This is a genomic window from Pseudoalteromonas sp. BZA4 (assembly GCF_040104395.1).
Lineage (GTDB): Bacteria > Pseudomonadota > Gammaproteobacteria > Enterobacterales > Alteromonadaceae > Pseudoalteromonas.
In genome coordinates this window covers 168,725-185,512 of record NZ_JBECOT010000001.1, presented here as the reverse complement: position 1 = coordinate 185,512, position 16,788 = coordinate 168,725, and the positions used below count along the sequence as shown (strand labels likewise).

At 40.8% G+C, this 16,788-nt stretch carries 8 protein-coding genes; all 8 read right to left on the bottom strand.

What is annotated here, in order from left to right; translation table 11 throughout:
* Positions 1–80: 80 nt before the first annotated feature.
* The 8 genes from ABMY41_RS00765 to nhaC all read right to left on the bottom strand — a co-directional run bounded on the left by ABMY41_RS00765 (position 81) and on the right by nhaC (position 16,683).
* A complete protein-coding gene (locus ABMY41_RS00765) occupies positions 81–4,919 on the bottom strand; it encodes an NAD-glutamate dehydrogenase (protein WP_062564475.1) in 4,839 nt (1,612 codons plus the stop codon).
* Positions 4,920–5,131: 212 nt separating this feature from the next.
* The gene (locus tag ABMY41_RS00760) at positions 5,132–7,456 is read right to left on the bottom strand and encodes an MMPL family transporter (RefSeq protein ID WP_289096545.1); all 2,325 of its coding nucleotides are present in this window, start codon (positions 7,454–7,456) and stop codon (positions 5,132–5,134) included.
* Entirely contained in the window at positions 7,456–8,460 is a 1,005-nt protein-coding gene (locus tag ABMY41_RS00755; protein ID WP_175082022.1) for a YCF48-related protein, read from the bottom strand. The genes ABMY41_RS00760 and ABMY41_RS00755 overlap by 1 nt, the downstream gene beginning before the upstream one ends.
* A gap of 124 nt (positions 8,461–8,584) precedes the next feature.
* Positions 8,585–9,949, bottom strand: a complete 1,365-nt coding sequence (locus ABMY41_RS00750; RefSeq protein ID WP_175078403.1) for a DUF1329 domain-containing protein — start codon at positions 9,947–9,949, stop codon at positions 8,585–8,587.
* 12 nt (positions 9,950–9,961) lie between these two features.
* On the bottom strand, positions 9,962–12,046 hold the full coding sequence (locus ABMY41_RS00745) for a DUF1302 domain-containing protein (protein ID WP_175082023.1): 2,085 nt from the start codon (positions 12,044–12,046) through the stop codon (positions 9,962–9,964).
* Between the two features lie 298 nt (positions 12,047–12,344).
* Positions 12,345–12,566, bottom strand: a complete 222-nt coding sequence (locus tag ABMY41_RS00740; RefSeq protein WP_082401568.1) for a DUF2835 domain-containing protein — start codon at positions 12,564–12,566, stop codon at positions 12,345–12,347.
* Positions 12,566–15,160, bottom strand: a complete 2,595-nt coding sequence (gene pepN, locus ABMY41_RS00735; protein WP_349273925.1) for an aminopeptidase N — start codon at positions 15,158–15,160, stop codon at positions 12,566–12,568. Before pepN ends, ABMY41_RS00740 begins: the two co-directional genes overlap by 1 nt.
* Positions 15,161–15,201: 41 nt before the next feature.
* On the bottom strand, positions 15,202–16,683 hold the full coding sequence (gene nhaC, locus ABMY41_RS00730; protein WP_349273923.1) for a Na+/H+ antiporter NhaC: 1,482 nt from the start codon (positions 16,681–16,683) through the stop codon (positions 15,202–15,204).
* Positions 16,684–16,788 lie beyond the last annotated feature (105 nt).

The following is a 16,788-nucleotide window of genomic DNA, read 5'->3' as shown; positions in this document are numbered from 1 at the left end:
GTTTATGAAACGGACCATTGCAAATTAAGGGCAAAAAAATACCCCAGCGAGCTGGGGTATGTATTTTAACGACTTTTCACTTATTTGGAAGTGTCACAGTTGTGGCTTAACAACATTAGTTCACGTAGTGCCACTGAGAACTTCGCGAAATCGTGACTTTGCGATGTTTTGAACTCAGATAACATTTGTTTCCAACGTTGTAGAAGTAGATCTTGGTTATCCATCCACTCATCAATTTGTGCATCAATGTCTTTGCTATCTGCTGCAAAGCTATTAAGTACTACAGCTGATAATGTACGTTGTTGCCAATCAAGCTCTTCACGGTATGAAGCACGAGCAAGTGCTTGCCAGTGGTTTGCTACTGGTTGGTTAGTGATTTGGTCAAGGAACCAATGTAAGCCCATACGCGCACCTAACTTGAAGTAGGTATTAGAGACCATATCAATGCTACGCTCTGAATTGTTAGCAATTTCAGCTAAGTCCATTACAGAGAATAAGCTTGATAGTGAAACTATACGTGTCGCAAGTGCTTTTGGTACATTACTGTCAATTAGCTTATCTGCCGCTTTAACTAAGCGCTCGCTTTCTTTTTCAACCATGTAACTGTTTAGGTTTTCACTTAAATCAGCAAATGTTGGTGCGAAGAATTCAATTGCTTGCTCAATAGTTTGTGCTTTATTGCGATGACGTAAGAACCAACGTGTTGCACGACGAACCGTACGACGTAGTTGATATAGCATTTCTGTTTGTACAGCTGCTGGGATCTTATTATCAAGTGCAACAATTGATGACCATGTTTCTGGCATCTGGAACACTTCTTTTGCAATTGAGTAGCAAAGTGCGATTTCAGCTTCGTTAGCACCTGTTTCTTCGTGCATACGAACCATAAAATTAAGACCCATATCGTTAACGATGTTGTTTGCAAGTTTCGTTGCAATAATCTCTTTACGAAGTGGGTGGTTATCCATTGCATCGTTGAACTTCTCACGAAGTGGCACTGGGAACGACTTAACTAATAACTGACGGTAGTAAGGGTTTTCAGTGATTTCATCAACCACTAGAGACTCTTTTAATACCATCTTCGCGTAAGAAACAAGTACAGAAAGCTCTGGACGAGTTAAATCTTTACCCGCTGCTGCGCGCTCTGCAAGTTCTTCATCCGTTGGGATGAACTCGATTGCACGGTTAAGCTTGCCATCTTTTTCAAGGGCATGGATGAAACGTACTTTTTCTTTAAGCGTTGACGTACCTTTTGATTGAGTAATCGATAAGGTATGCGTTTGACGATAACAGTCTTTTAGTACTAACTCAGACACTTCATCAGTCATTGAATAAAGCAACTCATCACGCTGTTTACGTGTTAAGTCACCTTCAGCAACTAGGCCATTAAGTAAGATCTTGATGTTTACTTCGTTATCTGAACACGCAACACCACCTACGTTATCGATAAAGTCGGTGTTAACACGACCGCCTTTAGCCGCAAATTCAATACGACCTAATTGAGTCGCACCTAAGTTACCGCCCTCACCTAAGATCTTCGCACCAAGCTCAGAACCGTTAATACGAAGTGCATCATTCGCGCGGTCACCCACATCAGCATCAGTCTCTTTAGAGTTCTTGATGTAAGTACCGATACCACCATTCCAAAGTAAATCAAACTCCATCATTAGAGCTGCTTTGATTAACTCGTTAGGTGTCATGCTCGCTTTCTTAGTGCCAAGCATTTTCTTCATTTCTGGGCTTAAGCTAATTGATTTAGCCGCACGAGAGAAAATGCCACCACCTTGTGAAATAAGGTCTTTGTTGTAATCTTCCCAAGAAGAACGCGGTAAATTAAATAAACGCTCACGCTCTGGGTAAGATGTCGCTGCATCTGGATTTGGATCAACAAAGATGTGCATGTGGTTAAACGCTACTTGTAAGCGAATGTGCTTAGAAAGCAGCATACCATTACCAAATACGTCACCTGCCATGTCGCCGATTGCCACCACAGTGAAATCTGTTGTTTGACAGTCAATATCCATTTCACGGAAATGACGCTTAACAGATTCCCAGGCACCTTTTGCAGTGATACCCATTTTCTTGTGGTCGTAACCTACTGAGCCACCCGATGCGAATGCATCACCTAGCCAGAAGTTATATTCATTTGCAATGCCGTTAGCAATATCAGAGAAAGTCGCAGTACCCTTATCGGCAGCAACAACTAAATACGGGTCATCTTCATCATGACGAACAACATCAACTGGTGGCACAATCTCACCACGTTCAATGTTATCTGTGATATCTAATAAACCACGGATGAAAATCTTGTAACACTCTTGGCCTTCTTTGAAGAATGCTTCACGGTCTGTCGGTAGTTGTTTACATACGAAACCACCTTTAGAACCTACTGGCACGATAACCGTATTTTTAACTTGTTGCGCTTTAACAAGACCCAGTACTTCAGTACGGAAGTCTTCACGACGGTCAGACCAACGTAAACCACCACGAGCAACTTTACCACCACGTAAATGCACGCCTTCAACGCGCGGCGAGTATACAAAGATCTCAAACGCAGGCAGTGGTAATGGCATTTCAGGGATCATAGAAGGCTGAACTTTGAACGATACGTATGACTTAAATTGGCCATCCGCTTCTTTTTGGAAGAAGTTCGTTCTAAGAGTTGCATTGATCATATCAACGTATAAACGGATGATACGGTCATCATCTAGGTTTGCTACGTTTTCTAGTTCAAGATTAACTTGTGCAACTAGCTTCTCAAGTGTCTTCTCACTACCAGGGTTCTTAACTGAGAACTTTTTAGTGAATAAGTTAACGATTTGCGATGCAATGTGTGGGTAATTTGCAAATGTGCTTTCGATGTAAGTTTGCGAGAAAGTTACACCAATTTGACGCATGTATTTAGCGTAGGCACGAAGAATAGACGCTTCACGACCTGTTAAGCCACCCATTAATACTAAACGGTTGAAGCCATCATTTTCTAAACGGTTATTCCACACGTTCGTTAACGCTGCACGGAAACGCGCTGAGACTTTATCAAAGTCAGCAATGCCCTTGTTGTCAATTAGCATGGTGAAATCCATGATCCAATTAACTTTACCGTCAGTCGTTTTCACTGAGTAAGGCGTTTCACCCACTACGCGTAAACCAAAGTTTTCTAACATCGGCATTACGTCAGATAAGTGGATTGGCACATCTTTATGGAATAAGCTTAAACGAACAACATTTGTGTTTGCTTCTTCTTGTGGACGGTAGAACAACATTTCAAGTTTGTTCTCGTCATTCAGAAGCTCTAGCTTTTCAATATCAACAACCGCTGCACTTGGTAAAACCTGATCTTTATACGCACTTGCAAACGCTTGTGCATATTTACGGTTTAGTTCTTTACCGCGTGCTTCACCTGCGCTTTCAAGTAGTGCAGATTGGAGTCTATCTTCCCAAGTACGGGCAGCTTCAATTAGGTTGTTTTCGATGTCTTTCACGTTATATTCAATATTATTGTCAGTCACACGCACCGTGTAATGTGTACGGGCTAATGTTGACTCAGAGAAGAAAGTAGTAAATTCGACTTTGTCGTCAGAATTAAATGCATTGGCTAAGATACGTTGCGTTTCACGACGTAGTGCCGTGTTATAGCGCTCACGCGGAACATATACCATGCAAGAGAAAAAACGGCCATATGCGTCTTTACGCACAAAAATACGGCACATATCACGCTCTTGTACTTGTAATACGCCCATGGCAACTTCAAGTAGTTCAGCTTCACGTGCTTGCACAAGCTCATCACGTGGATACGTTTCTAAAATATTTAATACCGCTTTGTATGCATGGGTGCCTTTAGCAAAGTCACACATTTCCATAATGCGGTTAATCTTACTTTTCAGTACAGGTACATCAGCGGCGCTGTTGTTGTAAAAGCTTGATGAGAATAAACCAAGGAAGCGATCTTCACCAATTACATTGCCCTCATCATCAAAACGCTTAATACCCACGTAGTCGATGTATGCAGGTCGATGTACACGAGACACTGAATTTGTTTTCGTTAAAATTAATAAGTTACTGCTACGCGCTTCTTGGCGCGCTACTTCAGGTAACTCAGAAAGTAAGCGGCTATGCTCTTCGTCTGTGTTTTTCATTAGACCAAGGCTAGTGCCCTTTTTACCTTTTAACTGGTAATCACCTTGCACAGGCGAAAGTTCATACTCACGGTAACCCATTAGCGTAAAGTTATCTTTAGCTAACCAGTCTAAAAACTCTACCGTCTCTGCAACTTCGCTTTCGTTATTATTATGGTGGCGTTTAGGTAAGTCTTTCGTAACCGCAATTAGCTTTTCACGAATTGGCTGCCAATCTTCTACAGCGATAGATACGTCAACTAACACAGACTCAAGTTCTTTTTTGAAAGACTCAATTACTTTTGCATCTGTTTGACGATCAATTTCGATAAAGAACACAGTTTTTGTCGACGTTGATTCTTGCTCTGCTTTTAAGCTTGAAATACCGGTGATTTTAGCATTTTTATCACGTTGGATTTTCAGCGGAGAGTGAAGTAATAAGTGAGAAGCGATGTTTGCGCGAGTCATGGCCATACGCACAGAATCAACGAGGAAAGGCATGTCTTTCGCGATGATTTCAACAATAGTGTGCGATGACTGCCAGCCATCTTTTGCTACTTCAGGATTGAAAACACGGACAACCGCGTCATCAGAATTATTTTTTTCTAGCGAGTTCCATAGGCTTAGTGCAGCGCCATATAAGTCACTATCGTTGCGATGAGCCAAATCCTCTTTAGACATATTGCTGTACAAGGCTTTGGCGAATTTCTCAACGAGTAACACATTATCAGCGTGAACTTTTTTCTGGATCAGCTTACAGACATTATCTAAGATAACCGAGGCTTGCCCTTCATTTCGTGTCATTGTATGTTCCTTAATCTATACTACTTATCGATTAGTAGAATATTTGTACAGCCATTTATTAGCGTGGAGTCAGGTAAATTCTAACTCTTTTACAGCTAATAAACAGCCTTTTCGATGAAATCATTTTAAGCTTTTCAGCTATTTGGTCATCTATTCACAAAATATAGATATAAATGGCCATTACTGGCCATATTGGAGCACAATTATTCACATTATTTTTTCTGGTCAGTCCAGAGGAAGCTACCAATTGCAGGTAAAAGTAGTACTGCACCCAACATGTTAACCAAAAACATGAAGGTTAGCAGGATACCCATATCCACTTGGAACTTCAGATCAGAGAAAATCCATGTGCTAACACCAATGGCTAAGGTAATACCTGTGAACAGCACTGCACTACCACGCTCTGCTAATGCATTACGATAAGCCACTTCCAGTGCCACACCTTGTTTTAGCTGCCCCATCATTGATGAAAGTATGTAAATCCCGTAATCGACACCAATACCAACACCTAAAGCGATAACTGGTAATGTCGACACTGTTAACCCTATTTCAAGTTGTACCATCAACGCTTGCGCTAAGGTTGATACGATGTACAGAGGTAATACAACCGCGACCGTTGCCTTAACACTTCTAAAGCTAATTAAGCATAGCAGGATTACGGCGCCGTAAACGTAAAGCATCATAGGTAGCTGTGCAGCTGATACCGATTCGTTCGTTGCAGCCATTACACCGACAGGGCCTGACGCTAGCTTAAACTTTAATTCATCAGTTTCTTCAGCCTTAGCAAACTCTTTAACTTTAGCTACCACATGATCAATCGTTTCTGCTTTGTGGTCATTTAAGAAAATAATCACAGGCATTACAGAGCAGTTACCATCGAGTAAACCTGAGCTTGTTTCAACCCGTGAAGTAGCTTGCACTAAACTTGCCGTATTGCGCGGCAGGCTTTGCCATTTTAAGTTACCTTCGTTGAAGCCGGCATTCACAGATTGCGCAACTGAGCTTAAGCTCACAGCCGATTGTACCCCTGCAACGTTTTCCATCTGCCATTGGAAACGACTAATACGCTCCATAACATCATGCTCAGTACACGCAGCAGGATACGCCTCTACAATCACTTTTAGGATATCTGATGAAATGGTGTATTTATCAGAAATCAAAAAGGTGTCTTGGTTATAGCGGGCATCTTGGTGCAAAGATGGCGCACCAGCATGCAAGTCACCAATACGCATTTTGTCAGCTTGCCAGTAACCCACTGCAAATAACACAGCCGTAAAGGCGATAATGAAACCTGCCGTTTTACGATCAGTCGCTTTTACTAATAGCTCGCGTAACTTGTCTAATAGATTTGGTTTGTCTGTGTGGGTCCCTGCTTGAATATGCACAGAGCCTTCAAAGCTCATGTACGAAGCCCATACAGGTAATAAAATTAAGTTGGTGAAAATAATTACCGCCACACCTAAACTTGCTGTGATAGCAAGTTCACGAATAATACCAATATCAATGGTGAGTAAAGTTAAGAAACCAATTGTGTCTGATAGCAGTGCAATACCACCTGGGATCAGAAGTGCTCTAAAGCTTGCCTGACAACAAACCCGAGTTGAACTACCCGTAGACACTTTTTTACCGATGTCATTAATCATTTGCACGCCATGGCTTACACCAATCGCAAACACTAAAAACGGCACTAAAATTGACATAGGGTCTAAACCAAAGCCTAAGCTTGAAAGCAAGCCTAACTGCCAAACAACAGCAATGATTGAACAGGCAATTGGTAAAATAGTCAGTTTTAATGAATGGCAGAACAGCCAAACCATTACGAATGTGAAAGCAATGGCAATAGCAAAAAATAACAGTACGCCTTTAGCACCCTCTGCTACATCCCCTGCCATTTTCGCAAAACCAATAATATGAATACTGACCTTGTCAGTACTTAGCGGTTCACGAACTTGTGTTTCTAGCTTTTCTGCAAACGCTAAAGTATCTAGTTTTTCTTGCGTTTGTGGATCAGTTTCGAGTAGCTGGGCTGTCACCATCGCACATGAGTAGTCACTGGCAATCATACGGCCAACGACTTTTGCTTTTTCGATGTTTTCTTTTACAACCGCAAGACCACGTTTATCAGCGGTAAAGTTTGCTGGAATAATTGGACCGCCAGCAAAACCATCTTCAACCACTTCAACAAAACGCGCACTCGGTGCGAAGATTGAATTAACTAACGGACGATTTACACCAGGAATAAAGTAAAGCTGATCATGAACTGCTTTAAGTTGGGTGAAAAATTCCTCATTAAAAATATCACCATCTGCATCACAGACAGAAATCAAAATGCTGTTTGCTCCACCAAACTGTTTTTCATGTTTGGTGTAAACTTTCATGTAGTCATGATTAAGCGGAATATTTTTATTAAACGACGCGTCTAATTGAATTTGTGTTGCTTTGAATAATAAGAAACAAGTGATCAAAGCAAAGGAAATAATTGCGAATAAGCGATGACGAAACACCGCTCTTTCTAACATATCTAAAAAACCACGCATTACGGATTCAACTCCTTCACTTTAATGCCATTTTCTGAAGCCATAACTAGTTTGTCTTGAAACACAACACCATCAAGTAACGATTTACCATCGGCCATTTGTTGTTCTGATAATTGGCCATCCTCAATTTGGAAAATCACCCCGCTGTTGGCAAATAATAACCACTGGTTGTTGTATTTAATCGCGCTATTCACGGTTGCATAATTGTCGTGTGGTAGTTGTTGCCATTGATCACTGCCGGCTTGGCGAGTGAAAATATTGCCTCGAAGGCCTGCAACTAGATCTTCACCACCTTGATCTGCAGTTGACGCAAACGTAAAGAAAGAGCCCATATAGATCTCTTCAAGACGCTGCCATGTTTGACCATTGTCGAAGCTTTGTGCCATTAAACCCATTTCACCGGCTAGAAATAGACTCTTCTCGGTTTTAACGATGCGATTAAAATGCGGCAGTATTGAAGCTGTTTCAATTTCATAGCCTTCTGGGTCACTGTCTTTTAAATCATTGAGGTATTCACGGTCTTCTTCAAATAACAGGCTATCTAAAAAACGCTTCTGCCAAGTTTGGCCACCATCGTTAGTTTCAAAAAACATTCCATATGCACCAACTGCATAGCCATGTTTTTCAGTAGTAAATAAAATATCTAAACATGGCTTATCCATGTTTGGTAAAGATTGCTGTAACTGCCAGGTTTTTCCTGCATCTACAGTATTAATGATGGTTGCATCATGACCACATGCCCAGCCTAAATCGTTATTATAAAAATCAACGGCTGTTAGCAGCACTTGAGTAGGCACACTGGCTTGTTGCCAAGTTTGAGCGTCTGTACTTGTGATAACCACACCGTGTTTGCCAACTGCAATGAGATTTGGGCCAGCTAGTTCAATGTCGGTGAGAAGAGTTTTGTTTGCGTTAACAGCGCTAATCGCTTGTTGCGGCATAGGCATGTCTTGAGCAAAACATGAAGCACTATAAGCAAGACAGGCATAAAGCAAATACTTCATAAAGATAAATCGCCTTCGAAAAAATAAAAAGAGAAGTCAAAAAAGCCACTGAGAAATCTATTGCGTGTACTGATGACTTACGCGAATTGCAAAAAGGCACCTGGGGTCAGGTGCCTTAATTTGATTAACGACCTTCGCGACGTAATGCGCTTGAAGTAAACTCGTTATCGTTGAATGATTGTGAGAAATCATACATTTTTTCTTGGTTGTCTAAACCAATTGCTAAATAACGACGAGAGTTAAGGTCATGGTAAACTTCTAATGTACTCCAATGAGTTGGTACTTCATAGTAGTTAAGACCATGCGCCATCGCTACACGATACATTTGATCACGGTTATCATAGATATCCGTTACATGTACTTGCCAGCTATCTTCATCAATATAGAAAACACGTTTTTTATAGATATGACGCGTGCCCTCTTTCAGGTTCGCTTCAACTACCCAAACACGGTGTTTTTCATAACGAACATGTTCAGGATTGATATGACCTGCTTGCAGAATATCATCGTAGCTAAGTTTGTCACTGTGAAGCTTATAGCTGTTATAAGGAATATAAAGCTCTTGCTTACCTTTTAATGTCCAGTTGTAACGATTTGGGGAACCGTTGAACATATCAAAGTCATCAGTCGTACGTAAGCTATCAGCTGCTGTTCCCGGTGCATCATAGGCAACATTAGGTGCACGACGAACACGACGCTGACCTGAGTTGTATGTCCATGCTTGGCGTGGCGTTAAGATTTGGTCCATTGTTTCATGAACTAATAACGCAGTACCGGCAAGACGCGCTGGCTCAGTTACTTTTTGCTTAAACTTAAACAAGATATTAGATTCTTGTAGCTTTTCAGGCGTTGCTTCAGGTGATGAATACTCAACTAACAGTTGCTCATCAAAACCTACATAGTTATATGAACCAGATGCTGTTGGTGCTGCTTGACCACCAGAACGCTCAATTGATAAACCACGGAAACGTAATAAGTGGTTCCAAATAGCTTCTAAGCCATCTTTAGGGATTGGGAACGGAACACCCACAGCAGTGTTTTTAATACCGTTACCGCCTTCTACTAACTCAGCTGTCGTTGCATACTTTTTAGTTGCATCATATACAAACTGAGGATAAGACGCGCTACGACGTGTTGGATAGATGTTCATCTTAAACGTATCAGGATAAGTATTGAATAATTCAATTTGACCTGGGCTTAAGAAATCTTTGTACTCAGCTACATTCGATTTATCAATCGTGAATAAGATTTTATCATCAGCATACGGATCAGGATGATGCATTCCCGGTTTATAACCCGCAGGTGGTGTTGTAATACCACCATCCCAAGCTGGGATAGAACCGTCTTTATTCGCAGCTTTTTCTGCGCCAATAGGTGTTAAATCTTTACCTAAACGTGCCGCTTCATCAGCGGTAATTTTTGCAAGTACACTTGAGCTTGCGAAAACGCCACAAAATGCTGCAGCAATGAGGGTAGGTTTTCTAATAATCATAATTTACCCTTAGATTGAATATTTAATATTGAAAGATACATAATCGCGGTCAGAGAAAGTATTCGTTGCGCCACCACCCCAGAATGAGTTGTAGCTAAAGTCGAACGACCACGCATTTTGATAGTTGAAGTTCATGGTAACACCGAGCGATTTACGGTCTTCAACAAATAAGAACATTGGATCAGGTGTAATACCATTCACATCGTGCGAGAACACAAAACGTGGTGAGAAGTTAACACCACTGAAGAAGTTATAATAATCACCTTTCGCAATTAAACGATAACCCCATGCAGAAGCCGTTGGGAACGGGTTCGTTTCAGGACCATTAGAAAGACCTAAGTGCAGTGTTGAATAGTCATCACTTAATGGGCCTTGCATAATACCGCTTCGACCAGTACCAGCAACATTTAAACGAAGCTCATCGTAATCTGGCATATCGTTAATGCGTACACCACCAATTTCACCAACTACCGCCCAGCTATCAGCTCCAAGTGAAGGGCCAAATAGGTGTGTAGCTGTAAATTGTAATTGTGCAGTGTTACGTAGGATAAACCCTTGTGCTACTTCACCAGGGCCTACAACGCTTGTAGCATCGCCTGGGCTCATTTGTGAAATACCAGCAAAGTCAGGGCGAATACCTGCAACTGCTAATTGCTCTGGCATACCCGCATATAACAGCTCTACGTCATCAATTTGTAGAGGCTCATCTTGGCGGAATGCAAATTCACCAGCAAGTGCTGTTTCGCCTACTGATGTATTGAAGCTAAGACCGTACAGTTTAATATCTTCAGGGTATTGTAACTGGCCTTTAGTGAATGCTTGAAGATTAGTTACATTATCTTCTGTGATATCTGTTGTTAATAACATACCGATATCAGCAGCGATTGCCGCATCAGTGAAGTTTGATACCTGACCAGAAATTACCGGACGACGGCTATGATAGTTAATGTGGTATAACGCCACTTCAGTGTCGTTTAATTCAGGTAAGTACATACCTAAACGTAAACCATACTGGCCACCATCGTCTGGCTCGTTTTTACCTGCACCACCTTTGCCTTTTAACGCCACTTTGGTTGGGTAAGCTAAGTACATTTGCGCCATCATTGCTTGGCCTTGTGCTGATGTAGGATCAACACCTTGCGAGCGAACAATGTCATCTAAATTATTTAAGCTTTCAGTTAAGAATGCTAAATCGATATCCGGGTTAGACGTGAAGCCCAATTGGATATTTTGCTGATAACCATTTTCTGACGCGAAATCGTTCGTCGAGAAGTATGTACCAGCCGCTGGAAGACGTGTTTCATGCCATTCATATTGGTAGAAACCTTCTAGCGTTAAATTATCTGTGATGCCTAATGATGCCCAAAGCATACCAACAGGTATGAAAGCTTCTTTTAACTCTGCACCTGGCGCTTTTAAACGATCGATATCAACTGGGTTAACGTTAATACCATGAGAAATCAAGGTACTCTCACCCCAGTTCACAACTTGTTGGCCTAAACGAATAGACAGCGGGTTACGGCCTTCATTTAAATCAAAGTTTGCCCATACATAAGCGTCTAGTAAACGTAAATCAGCACACACTTGTTCTTTTGTGTCGTCATCGTCACATGGGTCTACTTTGTTACCTGATGTTGGGTTGCTATAAGCGTAATCACCATCCATCAAGGCAAAGTCGTAAAAGTACATAAAGCGAGTGAAGAAACCAAAATTATCTTTGCTGATTGATAACTCATGGTTACCTTTTAATAATTTTGAGAATGAATCACCACTATCAAAATTGAGGTTACCTGCATCACCATTATTTGAGTATGCACCTGGTTGGTTCCATACATCAGCAGAAGAATAAATTGGATTTAAAGCAGAATGATAACCCGTCCAGTCAAATGAAGGATTATTACTCTTACCTATATGTTGAAAATCTCGGTCTTCAACACGAATGCTTTGGCCATAAGAGAAGTTAGAGTCAAAACGTATATCGAAGTCACCTAACTCAAAGTTTGCCGCATGCAAAGATGTGCTTGAGAGTCCGAGTGTAGCCGCCGCGAGTCCCAAAGCTATTTTGTTTTTAACAAAAAGCGATCGTTTTATCATTGTGTTCATCCCCCTGTAACGGGTTGTTTTGTGATCAAATTGTTGTTTTTAGTATCTTTCTAACGATAGAAGCGAAACAGTAAAATTACAATATAGAACGCGTTCAATCGGTTAATATTTATTTAAAAATGTGACGTTTACGTATTGGTAAGACGTCATACCAGATATTTTATACACGTAAATTAACAATAGAACAAATCGAATTAACAAAAATATAATAAATTTAGCGAATTGGGGACAGTGAAATTTAGCATTTTGGACGACAAATATTACAAAAAAAGCAGCTAATGCTGCTTTTTTAACTAATTTTCTCGAGTTTTAAAAACTGATTTTCAGCCGTTAATGTCAACCTAAAGCGCCCTCTTATTCCTAGTGAAGAAATAAAAGGACGCAAATGGTGAGCGTCAAAGCGAACTGTCTTGCCACCATCCTCTGTAACTTGCACAGATTTATATTTACCATGGTAGTAATCAAGACACTCTGAGTAACTCAGATACAAGGCAAAATAGTACTCTGTCATTAACTTTCGAGTGCTTTCTCTACTTTTTCAAACAGATCATCACTAAGACCGTCTAAATCAGCTAAACGTTGAAGTTGTGCTTTCATTGCCGCAGAACGATTTTCATCATAGCGTTTCCATGACATAAATGGCGTTAGCATGCGTGATGCATTTTGCGGATTAATATTGTTAAGCTTCACTAATAAGTCACCTAATAGCTGATACCCTTTACCATCAGCACGGTGGAACTGAGTGATATTAAAGTGACTAAAGCTACCAACCAAAGCACGCACGCGGTTAGGGTTACCAAAGTCAAAACTTGGATGATCATAAAGCGCTTTGATATCACTAATACTCGTTGCTGAATCTTTCATCGCTTGCAGTGCAAACCATTTATCCATAACGAGCACATCATGACGCCATTTAGCATCAAACTCTGTTAAAAGCGTATCACATAGTGAGTGATTTGCTTTTACAACAGCACTTAATGCAGCAAGTGCATTGGTCATATTATTACTGTGGGCAGACTCTTCGATAAGGCTATTAACGTCGCTGTGATTTGTTTTCGCTAAATAGTGTAAACAAAGTTGCTTAAGAGCACGCACTGCAACGGCTGTAGCAGATGTTGAACCATCATCTTCAAGCGCGTTATAACAATTAACCAATGATTCTGTTAGGAAGTTGGCAATTTGCGATTCAAATGCATTTTGAACAGCAATAATGTCATCAACAGGGATGACGGCATATTCTGCCGCAAGAGTATCGTAGCTAGGTAGTTTTAACAGCTCAGCAATCAGTGCAAGGTCACCTTCACGATTATCAACTAGTAGCTTTAATGCCGACAAGATATCATCCGATAAGCAAGCTTCACCACTGGCAATCGCCGCTTTCATTTCATTAGTAAATAAGCGCTGCTGAGCATCCCAACGTGAAAAGTCACTGCGAGCAAAACGCATAATATGTAACAGATCAGCGGCAGATGTATTTTGATTAACGATGCATGGCGCAGAGAAATCTTCTAGTAGCACTGCGACTGGGCGCTGTTTAATGCCTTCGAAAACAAACTGCTGTGTTTTTTCTGTGACATTCAATACCGAATCTTGAGGCTGATTATCAATCACAAGAGGTAGCGACTGCCCTTCACTATCTAAAAGTTCAATAGCAAAAGGAATATGCAGTAAGGCATTGTTAGGCTGATTATCAGGTGCAAACTGCTCAATATTTAATGTGAAAGTCTGGTTTTGTTCATCATAGGCTTGCTCTACATTGAGCTTAGGTGTACCCGCTTGACTATACCAGCGCTTAAATTGCGTTAAATCAATGCCAGACGCATCACTCATGGCAGCTACAAAATCATCACAAGTAACTGCTTGTCCGTCATGGCGCTCGAAATACAATGCCATACCTTGTTGGAACTTCTCTTCTCCCAGTAAGGTGTGCATCATACGAATAACTTCAGCCCCTTTGTCATACACAGTCACTGTATAAAAGTTATTCATTTCAATAACTTTTTCCGGGCGAATTGGGTGAGCCATCGGCCCTGCATCTTCACTAAATTGGTGAGTACGCATGACTTTAACCGCATCAATTCGATTAAGTGCACGTGAGCCTAAATCACTACTAAACTCTTGGTCACGGAAAACTGTTAAGCCTTCTTTTAACGACAGTTGGAACCAGTCACGGCAAGTCACACGGTTACCGGTCCAGTTATGGAAGTACTCGTGACCTACAATTGATTCAATCGTATGGTAATCTTTGTCTGTAGCTGTTTCTTGATTCGCAAGAACACATTTAGAGTTAAAGATATTCAGGCCTTTATTTTCCATTGCGCCCATGTTGAAGAAATCAACGGCAACAATCATGTAAATATCTAAATCGTATTCAAGGTTAAAGCGCTCTTCATCCCATTGCATTGATTTCTTTAAAGAAGTCATGGCATGAGGCGTTTTTGATAAATTACCTTTATCAACAAACAAAGCTAATTCAACTTTTCGTCCAGACTGCGTCGTGTAATGGTCACGTAATACGTCAAAATCACCGGCGACTAATGCAAATAAGTAGCTAGGCTTTTTAAATGGGTCTTGCCATTTTACAAAATGACGACCGTCATCTAAGTTACCTGATTCAATTTGGTTACCATTAGACAGCAAGTGAGTGTACTTTTTGTCGGCAATAATGGTTACATCAAAGCTAGCAAGCACGTCTGGTCGGTCAAGGTAATAAGTAATCTTTCTAAAACCTTCAGCTTCACATTGCGTACAGTAAGCACCACCCGACAAGTACAAACCTTCTAACGAGGTATTCGTTTGCGGATCAATATGGTTTTCAATTTTCAGAATAAAGCTTTCAGGTAAGTTATGAATGATCAGTTTTTCATCTTCAAGCGTGTAATCATCATACGCTTTGTCATCAACCTTTACTGAGATAAGTGTTAAATCAACACCATCTAGCGCAAGATCAGCATTGCTTTCATCGGTACGATTGATTGTCATTGTTGACTGCACTGATGTTTTTAAAGGGGCTAATTCGAAGCGTAAATCGATGTGTTGGATTGAGAATTGTGGGGCTTGGTAATCTTTTAAATATTGAGCTTGAGGTTTACTCGTAGCAGACATTACTGACTCCAAATGGCCCTGCTTAGCAGGGCCTAAATAGTTTATTCGGCGTTAGCTTCTTGTTTAAGATGTTTTGGGGTAATACGTAAAATTTTAATACCAAAATAGGCATAAACAACCGCTAAGAATGGATTAATTAAATTAAAGAACGCGTACATTGCATAGTCAAATGGATTGATTAATAAAACACTTTGCATGTAGGCACCACAGGTATTCCAAGGAATAAGTGGGCTAGTAATTGTGCCACCATCTTCTAATGTGCGAGATAAGTTAACAGGCTTTAAACCGCGTTTTTCATATTCGTCTTTAAACATACGTCCAGGAACAACAATCGCGATATATTGGTCAGCTGCAACCGCATTGGTACCAATACACGTTGCAATCGTTGCAGTGATAAGAGAACCCGTGCTTTTAGCAATCTTTAAGATGCTCTTAACGAACATATCAAGTAAGCCAGTTTTTTCCATGATAGCGCCAAACATCAAGGCCGTCATAATCAGCCAAGTGGTTGTTAGCATGCCAGTCATGCCACCACCGCTTAATAGTGAATCCATTTTTTCATCACCAGTGTCAATGCTGAAACCATCAAAGAACGTTGTCCAAACTAATTTAAAGTAACCAATTGCATGGCCTTGTGATGCATCAATTTGGCTATTTATTAAATCTGATTGAAATAACATAGCCCAAATCGCACCTAGCACCGCACCAATCGAAATAGCAGGGAAAGCTGGCATTTTACGAATTGCTAAAAACAATAACACCACCAGTGGTACTAGCATTTCAAAACCAATATTAAAGTTTTGCTCTAATAAATTAACGATTTCATCAATACGGCCAGCTTCAGCAGAACCACCGGCATTAAAGCCCATAAAAATAAAAATAATTAACGCAATAATGAAGCTTGGCACTGTAGTCCAAAGCATATGATGGATATGCTCAAATAAATCTGCCCCTGCCACTGCTGGTGCTAAGTTTGTTGTTTCAGAAAGCGGGCTTAATTTATCACCAAAGTAGGCACCTGAGATAACCGCACCCGCCGTGACGACTTGCTCTAACCCAAGACCAGTTGCAACACCTAATAACGCCACACCGATAGTCGCAGCTGTAGTCCAAGAGCTACCAATACTCATAGCCACAATACCACAAATCAAACAGCTAGCGGCATAGAACCAGCTTGGATTGATAATTTGTAAGCCATAGTAAATTAGAGTGGGTACAGTTCCTGATAACAGCCAAGTACCGATTAAGGCACCCACCATTAACAGTATAATGATTGCTCCAAGGGATAAGGTGATCCCCTCAATCATGGCTTGTTCTAGTTTCTTCCAGGTGTAACCATTTTTTAAGCCAATTAATGCCGCGGTAAAGGTAGCGAATAATAAAGCGATTTGGTTAGGACCCGATGATGAGTTATCACCGAATAAATAAACAGCAGCGCCTAGTAGGCACACGAGCACAGTAATTGGGATTAAGGCATCTAAAAAACTGGCCTGTTTAATTGGCTTCTCTTCAATTGAATTCAAAAGATAGTCTCCTACACGTCTTATGTGGCGTGTTTAATTATTATTGTAAGCTTTGACGCAAAACTTCAGTGGCCTTATGCAGCCAGATTTTGTGATTATACCAAT

What these genes read in the sequence shown, in the direction of transcription:
- ABMY41_RS00765 (WP_062564475.1), bottom strand. Translation starts at nt 4,919, where the DNA reads ATGACACGAAATGAAGGGCAAGCCTCGGTTATCTTAGATAATGTCTGT.
- ABMY41_RS00760 (WP_289096545.1), bottom strand. Translation starts at nt 7,456, where the DNA reads ATGCGTGGTTTTTTAGATATGTTAGAAAGAGCGGTGTTTCGTCATCGC.
- ABMY41_RS00755 (WP_175082022.1), bottom strand. Translation starts at nt 8,460, where the DNA reads ATGAAGTATTTGCTTTATGCCTGTCTTGCTTATAGTGCTTCATGTTTT.
- ABMY41_RS00745 (WP_175082023.1), bottom strand. Translation starts at nt 12,046, where the DNA reads ATGATAAAACGATCGCTTTTTGTTAAAAACAAAATAGCTTTGGGACTC.
- ABMY41_RS00740 (WP_082401568.1), bottom strand. Translation starts at nt 12,566, where the DNA reads ATGACAGAGTACTATTTTGCCTTGTATCTGAGTTACTCAGAGTGTCTT.
- pepN (WP_349273925.1), bottom strand. Translation starts at nt 15,160, where the DNA reads ATGTCTGCTACGAGTAAACCTCAAGCTCAATATTTAAAAGATTACCAA.